This window comes from Halomonas sp. ND22Bw, from assembly GCF_003011945.1.
GTDB lineage: Bacteria > Pseudomonadota > Gammaproteobacteria > Pseudomonadales > Halomonadaceae > Halomonas > Halomonas halophila.
Map to the genome: position 1 here is coordinate 349,812 of NZ_PXWD01000003.1, position 18,188 is coordinate 367,999.

Annotated in this window: 14 protein-coding genes; 5 read left to right on the forward strand and 9 right to left on the reverse strand. The window is 70.6% G+C overall.

The window, feature by feature from the left end; all coding sequences use genetic code 11:
* Window positions 1–74 precede the first annotated feature (74 nt).
* Genes CVH10_RS06705 through fliF form a run of 6 tightly spaced genes read right to left on the reverse strand, consistent with a single transcriptional unit; the run spans window position 75 to window position 6,778 of the window.
* Window positions 75–1,439, reverse strand: coding sequence for a flagellar hook-length control protein FliK (locus CVH10_RS06705; protein WP_106488173.1), 1,365 nt, complete (start codon window positions 1,437–1,439; stop codon window positions 75–77).
* A gap of 21 nt (window positions 1,440–1,460) precedes the next feature.
* Window positions 1,461–1,916, reverse strand: a complete 456-nt coding sequence (fliJ, locus tag CVH10_RS06710) for a flagellar export protein FliJ (RefSeq protein ID WP_035599626.1) — start codon at window positions 1,914–1,916, stop codon at window positions 1,461–1,463.
* Window positions 1,913–3,307, reverse strand: coding sequence for a flagellar protein export ATPase FliI (gene fliI, locus CVH10_RS06715; RefSeq protein ID WP_106488174.1), 1,395 nt, complete (start codon window positions 3,305–3,307; stop codon window positions 1,913–1,915). Before fliI ends, fliJ begins: the two co-directional genes overlap by 4 nt.
* Before the next feature lie 10 nt (window positions 3,308–3,317).
* Window positions 3,318–4,052 carry a flagellar assembly protein FliH gene (gene fliH, locus CVH10_RS06720; RefSeq protein ID WP_035599631.1) on the reverse strand — a complete coding sequence of 245 codons (735 nt, stop codon included), beginning with the start codon at window positions 4,050–4,052 and terminating at the stop codon, window positions 3,318–3,320.
* A complete protein-coding gene (gene fliG, locus CVH10_RS06725) occupies window positions 4,045–5,046 on the reverse strand; it encodes a flagellar motor switch protein FliG (RefSeq protein ID WP_035599633.1) in 1,002 nt (333 codons plus the stop codon). The genes fliH and fliG overlap by 8 nt, the downstream gene beginning before the upstream one ends.
* Window positions 5,036–6,778: a flagellar basal-body MS-ring/collar protein FliF gene (gene fliF / locus CVH10_RS06730; protein ID WP_106488175.1), complete on the reverse strand. Its 1,743-nt coding sequence runs from the start codon at window positions 6,776–6,778 to the stop codon at window positions 5,036–5,038. Before fliF ends, fliG begins: the two co-directional genes overlap by 11 nt.
* Before the next feature lie 247 nt (window positions 6,779–7,025).
* Between fliF and fliE the strand changes: the two genes are divergently transcribed.
* Complete coding sequence (gene fliE / locus CVH10_RS06735) at window positions 7,026–7,355, forward strand: flagellar hook-basal body complex protein FliE (protein ID WP_035599638.1); 330 nt, start codon at window positions 7,026–7,028, stop codon at window positions 7,353–7,355.
* 10 nt (window positions 7,356–7,365) lie between these two features.
* Here the strand turns inward: fliE and CVH10_RS06740 are convergent, their stop codons facing one another.
* Complete coding sequence (locus tag CVH10_RS06740) at window positions 7,366–7,719, reverse strand: flagellar protein FlaG (protein ID WP_035599640.1); 354 nt, start codon at window positions 7,717–7,719, stop codon at window positions 7,366–7,368.
* Between the two features lie 255 nt (window positions 7,720–7,974).
* Between CVH10_RS06740 and CVH10_RS06745 the strand changes: the two genes are divergently transcribed.
* The 3 genes from CVH10_RS06745 to CVH10_RS06755 are packed head-to-tail and all read left to right on the forward strand — an operon-like array spanning window position 7,975 to window position 13,974.
* Complete coding sequence (locus CVH10_RS06745) at window positions 7,975–9,594, forward strand: methyl-accepting chemotaxis protein (RefSeq protein ID WP_181244363.1); 1,620 nt, start codon at window positions 7,975–7,977, stop codon at window positions 9,592–9,594.
* A 10-nt stretch (window positions 9,595–9,604) separates the two neighbouring features.
* The gene (locus tag CVH10_RS06750) at window positions 9,605–11,419 is read left to right on the forward strand and encodes a bifunctional diguanylate cyclase/phosphodiesterase (protein WP_106488177.1); all 1,815 of its coding nucleotides are present in this window, start codon (window positions 9,605–9,607) and stop codon (window positions 11,417–11,419) included.
* 32 nt (window positions 11,420–11,451) lie between these two features.
* Window positions 11,452–13,974 carry an EAL domain-containing protein gene (locus tag CVH10_RS06755; protein WP_106488178.1) on the forward strand — a complete coding sequence of 841 codons (2,523 nt, stop codon included), beginning with the start codon at window positions 11,452–11,454 and terminating at the stop codon, window positions 13,972–13,974.
* A gap of 37 nt (window positions 13,975–14,011) precedes the next feature.
* Here CVH10_RS06755 and ftsZ read toward each other — a convergent pair whose 3' ends face one another.
* Window positions 14,012–15,130 (reverse strand): cell division protein FtsZ, encoded by a 1,119-nt coding sequence (ftsZ, locus tag CVH10_RS06760; RefSeq protein WP_106488179.1) that lies wholly within the window; start codon window positions 15,128–15,130, stop codon window positions 14,012–14,014.
* A 226-nt stretch (window positions 15,131–15,356) separates the two neighbouring features.
* Between ftsZ and CVH10_RS06765 the strand changes: the two genes are divergently transcribed.
* On the forward strand, window positions 15,357–17,210 hold the full coding sequence (locus tag CVH10_RS06765; RefSeq protein WP_106488180.1) for a methyl-accepting chemotaxis protein: 1,854 nt from the start codon (window positions 15,357–15,359) through the stop codon (window positions 17,208–17,210).
* A gap of 22 nt (window positions 17,211–17,232) precedes the next feature.
* On the opposite strand, the gene CVH10_RS06770 is transcribed toward CVH10_RS06765, so the two are convergent.
* Entirely contained in the window at window positions 17,233–18,159 is a 927-nt protein-coding gene (locus tag CVH10_RS06770) for a LysR family transcriptional regulator (protein ID WP_035594992.1), read from the reverse strand.
* Between the last annotated feature and the right edge of the window lie 29 nt (window positions 18,160–18,188).

An 18,188-nucleotide genomic window follows, 5' to 3' on the forward strand; every position in this document is an offset into this window, starting at 1 on the left:
GCCCGCGAGGGCGGCACGATGAATCGAACAGGCCCGATGAACGGGGCCATCTCCGGATTTTGCGACCTGCCCGATCAGGCGTAGAGATCGACGCGGCCGTCCAGGATCATGCTGCCGGGCACCGCCGCGGGGGTGACGGTCTCTGCGGATGAGTCGCCCTCGCCTCCGCTCGTGCCGGCGGCCGCGTCGGCGAATCGGCGACCTTCTCCTTCGGTGCCGCCCTGGCGCTGCTCGCCCACCGAGGTCTCGCCCAGGGAGATGCCCTGTTCGGCCAGCGCCTCACGCAGCTGCGGAATCGCCTGCTCGAGGGCATGGCGCACCTGGCCGTGGGCCGACAGGAAGTGCGCCTGGGCGCCCTGATCGCCGACCTTGAGCGTCACCGACAGCGGGCCCAGCTCGGCCGGGTGCAGCCTCATCTCGATGCGCTGCTCGCCGCCCTGACGGGCGAACTGGAGCAGCTGCTGACCGAGCTGGCGGGGCCAGGACTGGCTGCCGACCGGCGCGCTCAGGCTGGCCTGCTGGGCCGTGGCGGCGAGACTGCCGGGACTCGTCGAGGGCGTCAGCGGCAGGGTGCCTTGGCCACCGGGAGCGGAACCGCCCGCCAGCAGCGGTGCCTCCTGAGCGTTACCACCCGGGCTCTGCTGGCGGGCGGCCAGGGCCTCGATCATGGCCTGCGACGAGGTGGTGGCGGGGGTGGCCGGCGCGCCACCGGCGGCCTGGCGTACCGCCTCGGCGGCGGCCAGTGCGGCCGAGGTCGCCGCGTTGGGGGCGGCGTCGGCACGGGGCTGGGTGGCCTCGAGCAGGGGGTTGGTCGATGGCGCCGCGAGGCCGGGCAGAGGCGACGGGGCACCGTTGGCCGGGGCCTGGGGAGTCGTGGCGGGCGTCGCCCGGGCCTGGCCCGCGCTCTGTCCCGGGGTGAGCTGGGTCATCAGCGTCTGCAGGGCGGCGGCGAGCTCGGGGGGCACGGTCTCCTCGGATGCGTCCGCGGCGGCCTTCCATTCCTGCAGCGCGATGGCGGGGTCCTGGCCGTCGGCCACGGAGGCCAGCAGGGTCTGCAGTTTCTCGGGAAGACCGTCGTCATTGGCGAGCGAGGCCAGGGCCTGACGCAGCGGCGCCGAGGTCTCTACGCCATCTCCTGCCGAGACCAGCAGCGTTTCCAGTTCCTTTTTGACGTCGTCACCCTCGGCGGCGGAAGCCAGCAGATGCTGGAGGCGTTCGGGCAGGATCACGCCGTCGGCAGAGGCCGTCTCCCGCGGCAGTCGAGCGGCCAGCGGTGACGACTCCGCGCCGCTGGCCGGAGCGGGTTGGGTGCCGGCCTGGGGTGACAGCGAGGCCAGCGCCTTGGCGAAGTCGCCGCCGGTCAGGCCGGCGGCATGGCCCGAGGCGCTGCCCTTCGCGGTCTGGCCCGAGGTGGCGGTGAGCAACTGCTGAATGTCCATGAGGTTCTCCTTGACGGCCGCCTAGTAGCCGCTCGGTACGCTGTCCCGGCGCAGCCAGCGCTGGGTCACCAGTTCGTCGGTGGCGCGCTGTTCGCGCCGCTGTTCGGCCTTGCGCACGGCATCGGCTCGCCGCTCGGCGAGGGTGTCGTAGGCGCTCAGGCGGCGCTGTTCCTGCTGCCAGTGGCGCTGGCTGCGCTCGACGCGGCGCTGCTGTTCGACCAGGGCCTGGCGGGCGCGGGCGAGGGCGTCGTCCAGCGAGGCCAGGAAGCGCTGATAGTTGTGCATGCTGGCCGGATCGATGCCGTCACGCAGGGCCGTCTGGAGGCGAGCGGCGTACTCCGCTCGGTAGCGCTGCAGAGATTCCAGCTGGGCGATGATCTGGTCGGCGCTGCGACGGTCGCCGGCGAGCTTCTGGCCGGCCTGGTCGCGGGCCTCTCGGGCCAGCTCGGTGAGGTTGTCGAGTGCGGTGCGGCTCATGGCCTGCCTCCCAGGGCGCCGAGCAGTGCCTGACGCGAGGCATCGAGGTCGGCGCACTCCCCGATGCCCTGTTGCAGGAAGCCCTCCAGGGCAGGATAGCGATTCACCGCCTCGTCCAGCTGCGGGTCGTGGCCCGGATGGTAGGCGCCGACGCTGATCAGGTCGCGATTGCGCTGATAGCGCGCGAACAGGCTCTTGAAGCGGCGTGCCTGCTCGAGCTGCGGCGCGTCGACGATGGCGGTCATCGCGCGGCTGATCGAGGCCTCGATATCGATGGCCGGATAGTGGCCGGCCTCGGCCAGGGTGCGCGACAGCACCACGTGGCCGTCGAGGATGGCGCGGGCCGAGTCGGCGATCGGATCCTGCTGGTCGTCGCCCTCGGTCAGCACCGTGTAGAAGGCGGTGATCGAGCCGCCGCCGCGCTCGGCGTTGCCGGCGCGTTCCACCAGGCTCGGCAGCTTGGCGAACACCGAGGGCGGATAGCCCTTGGTGGCGGGCGGCTCGCCGATGGCCAGGGCGATCTCGCGCTGGGCCATGGCGTAGCGGGTCAGCGAGTCCATGATCAGCAGCACGTTCTTGCCCTGATCGCGGAAGCCCTCGGCCAGGCGGGTGGCGTAGGCCGCGCCCTGCAGGCGCTGCAGCGGTGAGGTGTCGGCCGGGGCCGCCACCACCACGGCGCGCCGGCGGCCTTCCGGGCCGAGGATGTTGTCGATGAAGTCCTGGACCTCGCGGCCGCGCTCGCCGATCAGCCCCACCACGATCACGTCGGCCCGGGTGTAGCGGGCCATCATGCCGAGCAGCACCGACTTGCCGACGCCGGAGCCGGCGAACAGGCCCATGCGCTGGCCGCGGCCGACGCTGAGCAGGGCGTTGATGGCGCGGATGCCGACGTCGATCTGGGTGTCGATGGGCGCCCGCGACAGCGGGTTGAGCGGCGGGGTAGCCAGCGGCGCCCGGGGCGCCTCGTCCAGCGGGGCCTGGTCGTCCAGCGGCGCGCCGTTGCCGTCCACGACCCGGCCCAGCAGCGATTCGCCGAGCGGAAAGCGGCGGGCGGCGCCGTCGCTGCCGTCGCCCAGCGGGAAGACGCGGGCGCCGGGGCGCAGGCCGCTGATCTCGGCCAGCGGCATCAGGTACAGCCGCTCGCCGTCGAATCCCACCACCTCGGCCTCGGCGTAGTGACGGCCGAGCCGCCCCCGGGCGTCGGGCAGCTCGATGCGACAGGCGTTGCCCAGCGCCACCTGCAGGCCCACCACCTCGATCACCAGGCCGGTGGCCCGCACCACCCGACCGCTGGCGCGGCTGGTCGGCAGCGGCTCGATGCGCCGGCGCACGCCCTGAAGGGCGCGCTGCCAGCTGGCCTGGTGGCGGTTGGTGGATGCGGCGTCGGTCATCGCGGTCGGGTCATTCCTCGTCGTCGTTGTCGTTCGGTGGGAGGCGCCGGCGCAGCTGATCCTGGATCGCCTGCCAGCGGGTCTCCCAGGTGGCGTCCAGCTCGCCGCGCTGGCTGGTCACCCGGCAGCCGCCGCGGCTGAGCTGGTCGTCGGGCTGGAGTCGCCAGCCGGCGGCCTCCAGCTCCTCGCCCAGGTGTTGCGTGACCAGCTCGAGGTCGCGGGGATGCAGCCACAGGCGTTGCTGGCCGATCAGCGGCGGCTCGCTGTGGAGCAGTTCGCGGATCAGCGTCAGCACCTGCTCGGGGCGCGCCTCGAGGGCGTCGCCGGCGAGCTGGCGGCCGGTGGTCAGGGCCAGGTCGACCAGGTCTTCGGACAGGGCCTCGTCCAGATCGGCCAGGGCTTCCTCGAAGTGGCGGGCCAGCGGCAGCAGCGGCGCGAGCGACTCCTCGAGGCGCTGCTCCAGCTCCTCGCGGGCCTGCCGGCGGCCTTCCTCGAGGCCCTGGGCCAGTCCTTCGGCGTGGCCGGCCTCGCGTCCCTCGCGCAGGCCTTCCTCGCGGGCTTCCTGCCGGGCCTGTTCGCGCAGCTGCTCGAGGGCCTGCTGCTGGCGACGGGCCTCCGCCTCGCGGGCCTGTCGGGCGGCGGCCCTGGGGTCCGGCGTCGAGGCCGCCTTCGGCTCGGGCTGACGCAGCTCGCCCATGCGCCAGCGGCGCCAGGGCGTCTCGTCGTTCCAGCCGGCCTCAGACATAGGTGTCGTCTCCGCCGCTCAGCACGATCTCGCCGGAGTCGGCCAGGCGGCGCACCACCTGGAGGATGGCCTTCTGCTCGGCCTCCACCTGGGAAACGCGGATCGGCCCGCGGCCCTCCATGTCCTCGCGCAGCAGGTCGGCGGCGCGCTGGGACATGTTGCGCAGGAACTTGTCCATGAGCGTCTCGGGCGAGCCCTTGAGCGCGACCACCAGCGAGTTGGTATCGATCTCCTTGAGCACCATCTGGATGCTGCGGTCGTCGAGGTCGACCATGTTCTCGAACAGGAACATCTCGTCGATGATCTTCTGCGCCAGGTCCTCGCTGTGCGAGCGAACGGTCTCGATGGCGGCCTCTTCCTGGTTGCTGTTCATCAGGTTGAGGATCTCGGCCGCGGTGCGGGCACCGCCCATCTTGCTGCGCTTGAGGTTCTGGCCGTCGAGCATGCCGGTGAGTACCTCGGTGAGCTCCTGCAGCGCCGCCGGCTGCACGCCGCTGAAGGTGGCGATGCGCAGCACCACGTCGTTGCGCAGCTTGTCGTCGAACGCTTCCAGCACGTCCGAGGCCTGGTGCCGCTCCAGGTGGATCAGGATCGTGGCGATGATCTGCGGGTGCTCGTCGCGGATCAGCTCGGCCACCATCGAGGCTTCCATCAGGTTGAGCGCGTCGATGCCGGAGTTGTTGCCGGCGCTCTCCATGACGTCCTCGATCAGGCTCGAGGCGCGTTCGCTGCCCAGCGCCTTGGTCAGCACCGAGCGGATGTGGTCGCTGGAGTTGAGGTTCAGCGCGATGAATTCCTCGGTCTCGTTGCTGAAGTCCTGCAGCACCTGACGCATTTCCTCGTGGGAGACCTGGCTCATGGTGGCCATCTCCATGCTCAGCGCCTGCACCTCCTTGTTGGACATGTGCTTGAAGACCTCGGCGGCGCTGTCCTCGTCGAGGGCCAGCAGCAGGATGGCGCTGCGGCGCAGGCCGGTCATCGCATTACTCGTCATGTTTGTTCATCCAGCCGCGAACGATCATGGCCACCATGCTCGGGTCCTCCTGGGCCATCTCGCGCAGATCATTGAGGTTGGCTTCGTAGGTCGTGGCGCGACGCTTGCGACGCCGCGAGGCCGGGCTCTCTTCGTTCGCCGCTTCATCGTCGTGATCCTCGTCGGCCGCGCGGTCGTGCTCGTCGTCCTCGTCGCCGCCCACGCGGGCCTGGAAGCCGGGCGATGGCGGCAGGCTGGCCGGGGCGGGCTGTTCGGTGTAACGGCGGATGAAGGGCCGCAGGATCAGCAGATAGAGCAGCAGTAGGGCGATGCCCACCAGCAGGTAGCGGCCCAGGGCGAAGGCCAGCTGCTGGACGTCGCTGCGCTGCCACCAGGCCGGCTCGCTGGCCGCGTCGTCCCCGGCGGCGAAGGCGCTGTTGACCACCGCGACCTGGTCGCCGCGGGCGTCGGAGTAGCCCATGGCCTGGCGTACCAGGCGCTCGATCTGCGCCATCTCCTGCTCGTCGAGCGGCGCGGGAACGAGTTCGCCGGTGTCCTCGTCGAGGCGTTCGCGATAGTTGACCACCACGGCGGCGGAGAGGCGTTCGACCCCGCCGCGGCGATGCTGGACGTGGGAGACCTGGCGATCGACCTCATAGTTGATGACGTCATCACGACTCAGGCGCTGCTCGGTCGTCGTGCCGTCCTCTTCGTCGTTTGCCTGGTCCTGCTCGGCGTCCTCGCCCTGGGCATCGATCGGGGAGGGGGCCGCGCCGGGGGGCGTGTTGCTGAGCGCACCGGGAATGCCCTGGGCCAGATCGCCGTTGCCGTTGACGTTGAGGCTGGTCTGGCGGCTGCGCACCGCGGCCTCGTTGGGCGGCTGGTTGGGGCCGTAGCGTTCGGAGGTCTCCTCGCGTCGGGAGAAGTCGACCTGGGCGGTGACCTGGGCCTTGACGTTACCGCGGCCGAGGATCGGCGCCAGGATGGTCTCGATGCGGCGCTGGTAGGCGCGTTCCACTTCGGCGACGTAGTCGAGCTGGGTGCCGTCGAGCCCCGAGCCGCCGCCATCGGGCGTGGAGAGCAGCCGGCCGCTCTGGTCGACCACCGTGACCGCATCGGCGGCCAGGTCGGGCACGCTGCTGGCGACCAGATGCACGATGGAAGCCACCTGGCCCTCGCCGAGGGTACGGCCGGGCTGCAGGTTGAGCACCACCGAGGCCTTGGCCGGCTCGCGCTGGCGCACGAAGACCGAGTCCTTGGCCAGCGCCAGGTGTACCCGCGCGCCGGCCACCGGGCCGAGCGATTCCATGGAGCGGGCGAGCTCGCCCTCGAGGCCGCGCTGGTAGTTGACCTGCTCGGCGAACTGGCTGATGCCGAAGGCCTGGTTCTCCATCAGCTCGAGGCCGACGTTGCCGCCGCGCGGCAGGCCCTGTTCGGCCAGCTGCAGGCGCAGGCTGTGGACCTGGTCGCCCGGCACCATCAGCGCCTGGCCGCCGGCGCTGAACTCGTAGGGGATGCCGCGGCTGTCGAGCTCGCTGATGATGCTGCCGCCGTCGGCTTCGCTGAGGTTGCTGAACAGCACCCGATAGTCGGGGCTACGCGCCCACAGCAGCAGCGCCACCGCGATGGCGACCACGGCCGCGCCGACGATCAGCAGGGCGATCAGGGGGCTGCCGCGCAGCTGCCGGGACAGCTGCGCGAAGGGAGAGGTCTGGGCCTGTTGGCCGCCGGTGGCGGAGGCGCCACTGCTCATGCGGGCCTCCCGTCGGAGATGACGCCTGGACCCTGGGCTCTAGATGAAGGCATCGACTGCGTTCCCGTCCGTCGCGATTCGCCGCCCGTCCGGGGCGGAACTGTGATGACGGCCATTATCCGCAGGGGGTGTCACGCCAAAGGTATGAAAAACCCGAGTTTTGCGCGTCAATTGCCGGCATGGTGGCCAAGGGCGCGCTGCTAGCCTTGGCTTCCATCGATCACCATGTCCATCACAGGGGTTCCCGATGAGTTCACCCGCTCTCGCCTCGGCGCTCGCCCAGATGCAGTCGCTGGCCACCCAGGCCGGCGGTGAGGCCGCCAAGGGGCAGCAGCTCGACACCGCCGTGGGCAACGGCGGCTTCGCCGGCGAGCTTCAGTCCTCGATTCAGCGCATCAACGAGCTCAAGCTCCAGGCGGCCGACTCGGCCAAGGCCTTCCAGGCCGGCGAGCCGGGCGTCGAGCTCAACGACGTCATGGTCGACATGCAGAAGGCCAGCGTCGCCTCGGAAATGGGGCTCCAGGTCCGCAACCGCCTGGTGACGGCCTACAAGGACATCATGAACATGCAGGTCTGATCGCGCTCGATCAGGCCTCCAGATCGATCAGCCTGCCCTGAAGTTCCTCCAGATGCTCGGCGACGCGCATCACCTCCTCGGCGGGGATCTGGCGAATCAGTTCGCGAGTGTCCCGGTCCACCAGGCGGGTGACCACTCGCGAGGTGGTCTCGCTGAGTTCGAATTCCACCCCGTAGGGGCGCATCACCTCATTGATCCGCTGCACCGGTGCGACCAGCTCGCCCTGGTTCGCCGATCCTGTGGCGGCGGTTTCCTCGGGCGGCAGCCAGCCGGCCAGGACCTGCTCCACTCGGCGGCGCGGCGTGCTGCCGTCGGTGGTCTGGGTCGTGCGACTCGCGCTGATCTCGTTAACGGCATCTGACATGGAAGACGCTCCTTCTCGATAAGGGTCTCTCGTTGAGCATGAGGGTTGGACACGGAGCGAGTTATCGGCTGCGGGCGAAATATCTTGAATGGCAGCGATGGCGTGAGATGCCTTTTGTTTCGCTGCCATTCATGGAAGAAGTCGACGAAATCTTAATGTAATAAATCGCTGATATAACGCCGGGCATGCCTTCCTGCGGGCCCGGTGCCCGCCCCTTCATCAGCGACAGGTTTTCCGATGCGCCTCCTCGATCGAATGACCATCCGGTTCAGCTGGTTCCTGGTGCTGATCGCCTTCACCGCGATCATCCTCGGTACCGGAGCCCTCGGCCTCTACGCCAACCACCACGGCCGCAGTGCCTTCGACACGCTGCGCGACGTCCAGGTCGCCCAGTCCCGGGCACTGAACCGTGCCTACATCGCCACCCTGCGCGCCCAGGTGGCGATGGATCGCGCCGCTCACCTGTTGCGGGTGCCTTCCTTCGACCGCCCGGGGCCCATCCTCGAACAGGCCGAGCGCCACATGGATCAGGCCAAGGCGGCCTTCGAGCGCTTCCAGGCGCTGCCAGTGGCCGAGTCGCAGCAGGAAGCTCGCGAGGCGCTGGCCTCACGCTTCCAGTCGCTGTTCAGTACCGGGTTCTCGCTGCAGCTCATGCTGCTGCAGGAGGGGGACGCGGGCGGCTACGATTCCGGCCAGTCCCGGGTCAGCGACATGAGCCAGGCCTTCATGGACGGCGCCGATGCCTTCTTCGCCGGTGCCGTCGAGCGTGGGGACGGCCTGGCCGAGCGCTTCTCGGCGGTGGCCGGCTGGCTGAACCTGGCGCTGCTGGCGGCGTTGGGCGGCGCCCTGGCCATCGTGCTGGTGGTGATCTGGGGCGTGCGGGCCAACGTGCTGCGGCCGCTGTCGCGGATGATCGCGCATTTCCGGCGCATCGCCGACGGCGACCTGGCCACCCCGTTGGAGGCGCGCAGCGACAACGAGATCGGCCAGCTGTATCGCGAGCTCGACGGCATGCGCCGGGCGCTCGCCACCACCGTGGCACGGGTGCGCCACGGCAGCGACCGGGTGCTGGACGGTGCCGGCGACATGAGCGAAGGCAACCAGGAGCTGGCCTCGCGGACGCGGCAGCAGGCCGCTGCCCTGGAGCAGACCACCGTCAGCCTGGACGAGATGACCGCCTCGGTAGCCGACAACGCCACCCATGTGGGCGAGGCCAACCGGCTGGCCGAGCAGGCCAGCGGCAAGGCCCGCCAGGGCGGCGAGGTGGTGGCCGATTTCGTCGCCACCATGGATGACATCCATGCCCGCTCGCAGCGGATCGGCGAGATCGTCGGCATGATCGACGACATCGCCTTCCAGACCAATCTGCTGGCGCTCAACGCCTCGGTGGAGGCGGCGCGAGCCGGCGAACATGGCCGCGGCTTCGCCGTGGTGGCCGGCGAGGTGCGCTCGCTGGCCTCGCGCTCGGCGGGCGCCGCCCGCGAGATTCGCGATCTGATCGAAGCCTCGCGCAGCAGCGTGGAGCGCGGCAACGGCCTGTCGCGCCGGGCCGGCGAGGACATGACCGGCATCGTCGCCGCCATCCAGGGGGTCAGTGAACGGGTCGACCAGATCGCCCACGCCTCAGACGAACAGCGCCACGGCCTCGAGCAGGTCAATCAGGCCATGCACCAGATGGGCAGCGTGACCCAGCGCAACCGCGACATGGTCGAGCGCGCCGAGCGGACCGCCGCGACCCTGGAGGAAGAGGCCGAACGCATGCGGGGCTTCACGGCAGGCTTCACCCTGGCGACGGCGGAGGCGCCGACGCCCGAGGACGACGCGATGGAGCCGGCCTCGTCCGACCCTCGCGCACTGGAGGCCATGCCGGCCTGAGGGGCATTGCATGCAGGATGACCACGACGTTTCAGCGGCGGTGTCAGAACACCGGGTGACGGCCGAACAGGTCGACGAGCTGGCGCGGATACTCGACGAGGGCGCGATCACGCCGCTGTTCCAGCCCATCGTCGATGCCGGCTGCCAGGGGATCTTCGGCTACGAGGCGCTGGCACGCGGCCCCGCGGGATCGCCGCTGCACTCGCCGGTGGCGCTGTTCGACTGCGCTCGGGAGACAGGACGCCTGCTGGAGCTGGATCTGCTTTGCCGCCGCCGGGCCATCGAGGCCTTAGCGCGATGCGGGCTGCCCGGACGGCTGTTTCTCAACGTCATGCCGGCTTCGCTGCTCGAGCGCGACTTCCGCGAGGGCCTGACCCGTGCCTACCTGGACGGCGTGGGGCTGTCGCCGGAGCGGGTGGTGATCGAGCTGACCGAGCACCTGCCGATCCACGACTATGCGCTGATGCGTCAGGCCGTCGACCATTACCGTCGCATGGGCTTCCAGGTGGCGCTGGACGACCTGGGCGCCGGCTATTCGAGTCTGCGTCACTGGGCGGAGCTGCGCCCCGACTTCGTCAAGATCGATCGCCACTTCGCCCAGGGCATCGATCACGATCCGGGCAAGCGCCAGTTCCTGACCTCGCTGCTCGAGGTGTCGCGGAGCCTCGGTTGCCAGGTCATCGCCGAGGGCATCGAGACCGAGGGCGAGCAGCGCTGCCTGTGGGAGATGAACTGCACGCTGATGCAGGGCTATCACTTCGCCCGTCCGTCGGCGAAGCCGCCGACCCGGCTCGAGCCTTCACTGCCGGCGCGACGTGAGGTCTCCGGTTCCTTCGGCACCACCGCCGCCATGCTGTGCCGGCATCTGGCGCCGGTGCGTCAGGGCACCCGGGTGCCCGAGGTGGTGGAACGCTTCCGTCATGACCCGGAGCTGCGCTGCCTGGCGGTGCTCGACGATGGTGACCGGCCGGTGGGCGTGGTGCGCCAGCACGAGTTCCTGGGCGTGTTCGCCAACCCCTTCAGCCACTCGCTGCATGCCCGGCGGGCCATCGACGAGCTGATGGATCGCCGCATGCTGGTGGCCGAGGCCTCGATGCCGCTGGAGGCCCTGAGCCGGCGCGTCACCGAATCGGCCAAGGGCAGTCGCGACGACTTCGTGGTGGTCGACGATGACGGCCGCTATCGCGGCCTGGGGCAGATCGTCGACCTGCTGCGCGAGATCACCGCCCTCCAGGTGCGCGTGGCGCGCCAGGCCAACCCTCTCACCGGGCTGCCCGGCAACGAGGCGATCCACGATACGCTGGCTGCGCGCCTGGCCCACGGAGAGGCCTTCGTCGCCGTCTATGCGGATCTCGACGCCTTCAAGGCCTACAACGACGTCTACGGCTATGCCCGCGGCGACCAGGTCATCCTGGCCCTGGCTCGCATGCTGCAGGAGGAATCTGGCGACGATGGCTTCGTCGGCCATGTGGGCGGCGACGACTTCATGCTGGTGCTGGGCGAGGCGACGGCGAAGTCGCGCTGTGAGGCGATACTGGCGCGTTTCGCCCACTTCGTGCCGCAGTTCTATTCGCTCGAGCACCGCGAGGCCGGCGGTTTCGACGGCCACGACCGTGAGGGGCGGGCACGGTTCGTGCCGCTGATGTCACTGTCGCTGGCCTATCACGCCGTCGCGCCCGGGGCAGAGAGAACCGCCATGGACATCGGCAACGTGCTGGCCGAACTGAAGGCCGAGGCCAAGCGCCAGCCGGGCAACAGCCTGTTTGTTGATCGTCGTCAAGGACGCGCCGGGCTTGACTGTCGTCCAGACGAAACGCTGCGCTAGGTTGAGAGGTTCTCTCTCGATGCGGTAAGCGAATGGACTCGTATCAGCTGCTCAACACCCACGCCCTCTCCGTCGAACGGATCATGTATACCGGCCTGCTCAGCTGCGGGCCGGACACGCCGCTGTGCGAGGCCGCCTCGCGCATGAGTCAGCGTCGCTGCAGCGCGATCCTGGTGGTCGAGGAAGGCCGAACCCTCGGCATCTGGACCGAGCGCGACAGCCTGGCCCTCGACTTCGCCGACCCCGAGTCGTTGCGTCGCCCGGTCGGCGAGGTGATGAGCCGACCGGTGGTCACCATCGGCCGTGGGGTGTCGGTGGGCGAGGTCGCCGCGCGTTTCGCTCAGCTGGGCTATCGCCACCTGCTGGTGGTGGATGACGACGAGCGCCCGTTGGGCATGGTGTCCCAGAGCGACGTGGCGCTGAACCAGGGGCTCGAGCCCTATCTGCGGTTGCGCGAGGTCAAGGGCGCGATGCGCCGCTCGCCGGTGGTGCTGCCGAGCGCCCTCGGCCTGGCCGAGGCGGCGCGCTGGATGCGCGACGCCGGCGCCGAGGCCGCCGTGGTGGAGGACGACGCGCGCTCGCTGGGCATCCTCACCGAGCGCGACCTGGTGCGCTTCGTCGCCCGTCATCCGGGCTCGATGAGCGTCGGCGAGCTGGCCAGCCGTCCGCTGCTGACCATCGGCGCCGATGAGCCGCTGATCCGCGCCCGCGATGCGCTGGTCGGCGAGGGCGTGCGTCACCTGGCGGTGGTCGATGAGGCGGGCGGCGTGAGCGGCCTGCTGGGCTTCCAGGACCTGCTCTCCGGGGTCGAGCACGGCTACCTTCAGGATCTGCGCGAGGCGCTCGAGGCGCGTGACCGGGCGCTGGCCGAGTCGCGTGAGAGCCTGCAGCTGGCCGAGCGGGTCATCGATGCCTCGCTGGAGGGCATCATCATCACCGACCCGCAGACGCGCATCCGCTTCGTCAATCCGGCCTTCACCCACATGACCGGCTACTCCCTGGAGGAAGTGGTCGGCCGCACGCCGGCGGTGCTGTCCTCCGGGCGCCACGACGCGGTCTTCTACCGGGACATGTGGAACACGCTGCAGCAGGGCGGCTTCTGGCGCGGCGAGATCTGGAATCGGCGCAAGAGCGGCGAGCTCTACCTGGAGCTGCTGACGATCTCGGCGATCCGCGATGAGCGGGGCGAGGTCACCCACTACGCGGCGCTGTTCACCGACATCACCCATATCCGCGAGAACGAGGAGCGGGTGCGCCACCTGGCCTACTACGATCCGCTCACCGGCCTGCCCAATCGGCGCCTGCTCGACGATCGTCTGGCGCTGGCGATCCGCCACGCCCATCGACAGGGGCGGCGCCTGGCGGTGCTGTTCCTCGACCTGGACCACTTCAAGCAGGTCAACGATTCGCTGGGGCATGCCGTGGGCGACGAGCTGCTGGTGCGGCTCACCGAGCGCCTGCAGCACCACCTGCGCGAGGACGACACCCTGGCGCGGCTGGGCGGCGACGAGTTCATCGTGTTGCTGCCCGACGTGAAGGAAGTCGACGAGGTGACCCGGGTGGCGCGGCGGTTGATCGAGGCGACCAGCGCGCCCTTCGAGCTGGGCATGCAGCGCTTCCGGGTCGGCTGCAGCCTGGGCATCAGCCTCTACCCCGACGACGGCGACACGCCCGAGCGGCTGGTGAAGCGAGCCGATGCGGCCATGTACCGCGCCAAGGAGGAAGGGCGCAACACCTACCGGCTCTATCGCGCCGAGATGCATGTCGAGGATCACCAGCACCTGGCGCTGGAGACGGCGCTGCGCAACACCGCCGAGACCGGCGAGGGGCTCGATGTCCATTATCAGCCGCTGATCGACCGCGACAGCGGCGAGGTCAAGGGCGCCGAGGCGCTGCTGCGCTGGCGTGCGCCGGGGCTGGGGGAGGTGTCGCCGGGGGACTTCATACCGCTGGCCGAGCGCTCCGGGCTGATCCTGCCGCTGGGGCGACGGCTGATGCAGCTGGTGGCCGGCCAGCTGCAGGCCTGGCGCGAGGACGGCCTGACGCCGCCGCGGGTGGCGATCAACCTGTCGGCGCGCCAGTTCTGGCAGGCCGACCTGGTCGATGAGGTGCGCCGGCTCTACGAGGCGCATGGCCTGCCGCCGGGCCAGATCGGCTTCGAGCTGACCGAGAGCACCCTGATCGACCAGCACCAGCAGGCCGTGGCCACCCTGGCGGCCCTGCGTGACCTGGGCTGCCACATCGCCATCGACGACTTCGGTACCGGCTACTCCTCGCTGAGCTATCTGCAGGAGCTGCCGGTGACGACGCTGAAGATCGATCGCAGCTTCATTCGCGGCCTAGGGGAGTCCCGGGGCAGCGGCGCCATCCTCGCCGCGGTGACCGGGCTGGCCCGGGAGCTCGGCCTGCGGGTGGTGGCCGAGGGCGTGGAGACCGAGGCTCAGCTCGAGGCGCTCGCCGCCTATCACGTCACCCTGATCCAGGGTTTCCTCACCGGCCGGCCGGTGCCGGGAGCGACCTTCCGCGAGCGCTACCTGGACCGGACGACCGCCTAGGCGTCGTCGCCCGGCCGCTTCAGGGCGTCTCTGAGCGTCAGCGGCGCTTGAGGCGGTTCAGGAAGTCGTCGAGATCCAGCAGTTCCTCCGGCTCCGCGCTTCCCTCTCGCTCCGGGGCGTCGGTCGACGACGGCGCCGGGCGCGGCTCGCCGGCCGGGCTTGATCGGCGCGACGGGGGCTGCTTCGCCTGCGTCTGGGCGACCTCCAGCCCGGTGGCGATCAGCGAGACCCGCAGGCGCCCTGCCATGTCGGGATCGAAGGCGGTGCCGACCACCCGCATGGCGTCCTCGCCGGCCAGCTCGGCGACCTGCTGCCCCACCTCGTCGAAGTCGGCCAGGCTCAGGTCCGCGCCGGCGGTGATGCTGACCAGCACGCCGGCGGCTTCGGCCAGGTCGGTGGTCTCCAGCAGCGGATGCTCCAGGGCCGCGCGCACCGCCGCGCCGGCGCGATCCTCGCCCGTGCCCTCGCCGGTGCCGATGCGCGCCCGCCCGGGCCGACGCATCACCGCCGCCACGTCGGCGAAGTCGATGTTGATCAGTCCCGGCCGGGTGATGACCTCGGCGATGCCGGTCACGGCCTCGCGCAGCACGTCGTTGACGGCGGCGAAGGCGCGCATCATCGAGGCGCCGTGGCCGAGGGTCGGCAGCAGGCGGTCGTTGGGCACCACCGCCAGGCAGTCGACCCGGCCGTCCAGTGCCGCGATGGCCTCGTCGGCGGCCTGCCGGCGCCGCTGGCCCTCGAAGCCGAACGGGCGCGTCACCACGGCCACGGTCAGCAGGCCCATCTCGCGGGCCAGGTCGGCGATGGCCGGGGTCGCGCCGCTGCCGGTGCCACCGCCCATGCCGGCCATCAGGAACACCAGGTCGGCGCCGGCCAGCCGCGCGCGCAGGCCCTCGTGGCTCTCCTCGGCCGCTCGCCGGCCGGCCTCGGGATCGGCTCCGGCACCGAGGCCGCGGGTGGTGGCGCTGCCGATGGGCATCGCCACGCCCTGTGGCAGCCGCTCGAGGGCCTGGCGGTCGGTGTTCACGGCGATGGCGTCGATGCCCTCGAGGGCGGTGGTGTCGATCAGGTGGCGAACGGCATTGCCGCCGCCGCCGCCGATGCCGACCACCTTGAGGGAAGCGGGATATTCCTGGGGAAGCTGTGGGTCGCTCATGCGTCCTGTCGCGGGATCGGTGAGGAAATGGGCGTCTCCCCATCATCGGCCAAAGTGCCGCCTTCTTGAAAGGTCTGGGGCGCGCCCCCGCAGGGTGCGGGAAAATCGGCGGCTCGCGCCGACGGCTAAAGTCGGCGCGAGCCGTGGCCGATAGCAGGGTAGCTCCCGGTTCCTGGCACCCGTGGACCGGCACAAGACCAACTCCCCCTTACCCATGAGAGTGACCATGCTGACTTCATTGCGCGCGCGTATCCTGCTCGCCGCCCTGGCGGTGATCGTCGCGGCCCTGATCCTCAACGGAGCGATCAGCTACTTCACCGTCCGCTCCCACAACAATGACCAGATCGCCCAGAATCTGCAGGCGGTGGCCGAGGGCAATGCCCAGGCCATCGAGGAGTGGGTCGATGCCCGCAGCGGCATGCTCGAGGCGCTGGAGGCCGCCGCCGTGGCCGACGACCCGCTGCCGGCCCTGGAGCAGCTGCGCGTGTCCGGCGACTTCATGAACACCTACCTCGCCGACACCGAGGGCGGCGTGGTGTTCTCGGCCAGCGAGACGCCGGAGGGCTATGACCCGCGCCAGCGCCCCTGGTACAAGCAGGCCGTGGAGGCCGGTCACGTCGTGGTCACCGCGCCCTACGAGGACGCCACCTCCGACAAGCTGGTGGTGACCTTCGCCGCGCCCTTCCATCGCGGCGGCGAGCTGGTGGCGGTGGCCGGCGGCGACGTGGCGATCGATGCCATCGCCGACATCGTCGGCCGGATCGCGCCCACGCCCTCGAGCCTGGCCTTCCTGGCCAGCGCCGACGGCACCCTGGTGGCGCATCCCGACCCGGCGTTGAGCCTCGCGCCGGTCGAGCGTCTCTCACCCGAGCTCGATGCCGCCGGCCTCGCCGCGCTGGCCGAGCGCGACATCCCCGAGCACGTCGATCTCGACGGCGCCGACAAGCGGCTGCTCGCCAGCCCCATCGGCGGCACCGACTGGCAGCTGGTGGTGGCCCTCGACGACCACGAGGCCACCGCCGGGCTGCGGGGCGTCATGAGCGCCTCGACCATCACCCTGGTGCTGGTGGCGCTGGGCGCCGCCGCGATCCTCGGGGCGCTGCTCAAGGTCGCCTTCCGCCGCCTGCTGGCCACCCGCGACGCCATGGAGCACGTGGCCAGCGGCCACGCCGACCTGACCCGGCGTTTGCCCGAGGAGGGCAACGATGAGGTCACCCAGCTCGCCAACGCCTTCAACCGCTTCGTGGCGCGCATGGAGTCGGTGATGCTGACCATTCGCGACAGCAGCGAGTCGGTCAAGGTGGCGGCCACCGAGATCGCCCAGGGCGGACAGGACCTGTCGCGGCGCACCGAGAACGCGGCCTCCAGCCTGCAGCAGACCTCGGCCTCGATGGAGGAGATCACCGGCACCGTGGAGCACACCGCGGATGCCTCCAAGCAGGCCAGTGGCCTGGCGAGCTCGGCCAGCGAGGTGGCGCGCCGCGGCGGCGAGGCCATGGGCCAGGTGCACGAGACCATGCAGGGCATCACCGAGTCGTCGCGCCAGATCGCCGAGATCGTCAAGATGATGGACAGCATCGCCTTCCAGACCAACCTGCTGGCGCTCAACGCCTCGGTGGAGGCGGCCCGTGCCGGCGAGCAGGGCCGCGGCTTCGCGGTGGTGGCCGGCGAGGTGCGCCAGCTGGCCAGCCGCAGCGCCGAGTCCGCCAAGCAGATCCGCGAGCTGATCGACACCTCGGCGACCCGCACCCAGGAGGGCGAGCGCCAGGTGCAGGCCGCCGGCGAGACCATGGAGGAGCTGGTCGAGAGCGTGACCCGCGTGGCCGACGTGCTGGGCGAGATCACCAGCGCCACCGGCGAGCAGAGCGACGGCATCGGCCAGGTCAACGTGGCGGTCTCGGAGCTGGACAACATGACCCAGCAGAACGCCGCCCTGGTGGAGGAATCGACCACCGCCGCCGAGCATCTCAAGGCCCAGGCCGACCGCCTCGCCGAGGCCGTGGGCGGTTTCACCCTGAGCCAGCACGGCGCCACCGCGGCGCTGCCGGACGCCCGCGCCCGCCGAGGCGAGCCGGCCTAGGGGTTCGCCCGGTGCCTCGCCCTCAGGACGGGTGGGGCAGGTCGATCTGGTCGCTGCAGCGGATGCCTTCCGTCATCTGCCGGCACAGCTTGAGAAACTCGCGCATGCCCGGCGCCAGATACTTGTGGCGATGCCAGATGAAGGCGAACTGACGGCTCAGGTCCAGGTCGGGGGTGGGGATCGGCACCAGGCTGCCGCGGCGGAAGGCGTCGCGCAGCGCCAGGCGCGAGACGCAGCCGATCCCCAGCCCCGACTCCACGGCGCGCTTGATGCCCTCGGTGTGCTCCAGCTCGAGCAGGGTGTTGAAGCGCCCGCGCCGGTGCCGGGCGGCCTGTTCCAGGGTCAGCCGGGTGCCGGAGCCCTCCTCGCGCATGATCCAGTCCTCGCGCAGCAGCCGGTCGAGCTCCACCGGCCCCTGGCCGGCCAGCGGATGGCCCGGGGCGCAGAACACCGCCAGCTCGTCCTCCACCCAGGGCTGGGTGATCACCTCCTCGTCCTCGCACTGGCCCTCGATCAGTCCCAGGTCCAGCTCGTGGTGGCGCACGCCGTCGATGATGGTACGGGTGTTGCGCACCTGCAGGCGGATGCGGCTGCCCGGATGCTGCTGCATGAAGTCGCTGATCAGTAGCGTGGCCAGGTAGTTGCCGATGGTCAGGGTGGCGCCCACGTCGAGAGTGCCGATGCCCTGCTGGCCGCGCAGCAGTTCCTCGACCTCCTCGGCGCGGTCGAGCAGCGCCACCGCCTTGGGCAGCAGCTGGAAGCCCAGGGCGTTGAGCTTGAGGCGCTTGCCGATGCGGTCGAGCAGGCGGCAGTCGAACTGGCGTTCCAGCTCGGCCAGGGCGGTGCTGGCCGCCGACTGGGACAGCGCCAGGGCGCGGGCGGCGTGGGAGACGCTCTCGTGCTGGGCCACGGCCACGAACACCTCGAGCTGGCGCAGGGTATAGCGCATGGGAGGGGGCTCCGAGCTAGTATATCTGG

Excerpts from the sequence above, each read along its gene's own strand:
- fliG (WP_035599633.1), bottom strand. The coding sequence starts at position 5,046 with ATGACGAGTAATGCGATGACCGGCCTGCGCCGCAGCGCCATCCTGCTG.
- ftsZ (WP_106488179.1), bottom strand. The coding sequence starts at position 15,130 with ATGAGCGACCCACAGCTTCCCCAGGAATATCCCGCTTCCCTCAAGGTG.
- CVH10_RS06750 (WP_106488177.1), top strand. The coding sequence starts at position 9,605 with ATGCAGGATGACCACGACGTTTCAGCGGCGGTGTCAGAACACCGGGTG.
- fliI (WP_106488174.1), bottom strand. The coding sequence starts at position 3,307 with ATGACCGACGCCGCATCCACCAACCGCCACCAGGCCAGCTGGCAGCGC.
- CVH10_RS06745 (WP_181244363.1), top strand. The coding sequence starts at position 7,975 with ATGACCATCCGGTTCAGCTGGTTCCTGGTGCTGATCGCCTTCACCGCG.
- CVH10_RS06705 (WP_106488173.1), bottom strand. The coding sequence starts at position 1,439 with ATGGACATTCAGCAGTTGCTCACCGCCACCTCGGGCCAGACCGCGAAG.
- fliF (WP_106488175.1), bottom strand. The coding sequence starts at position 6,778 with ATGAGCAGTGGCGCCTCCGCCACCGGCGGCCAACAGGCCCAGACCTCT.
- CVH10_RS06755 (WP_106488178.1), top strand. The coding sequence starts at position 11,452 with ATGGACTCGTATCAGCTGCTCAACACCCACGCCCTCTCCGTCGAACGG.
- fliE (WP_035599638.1), top strand. The coding sequence starts at position 7,026 with ATGAGTTCACCCGCTCTCGCCTCGGCGCTCGCCCAGATGCAGTCGCTG.
- CVH10_RS06765 (WP_106488180.1), top strand. The coding sequence starts at position 15,357 with ATGCTGACTTCATTGCGCGCGCGTATCCTGCTCGCCGCCCTGGCGGTG.
- CVH10_RS06740 (WP_035599640.1), bottom strand. The coding sequence starts at position 7,719 with ATGTCAGATGCCGTTAACGAGATCAGCGCGAGTCGCACGACCCAGACC.
- fliJ (WP_035599626.1), bottom strand. The coding sequence starts at position 1,916 with ATGAGCCGCACCGCACTCGACAACCTCACCGAGCTGGCCCGAGAGGCC.
- fliH (WP_035599631.1), bottom strand. The coding sequence starts at position 4,052 with ATGTCTGAGGCCGGCTGGAACGACGAGACGCCCTGGCGCCGCTGGCGC.
- CVH10_RS06770 (WP_035594992.1), bottom strand. The coding sequence starts at position 18,159 with ATGCGCTATACCCTGCGCCAGCTCGAGGTGTTCGTGGCCGTGGCCCAG.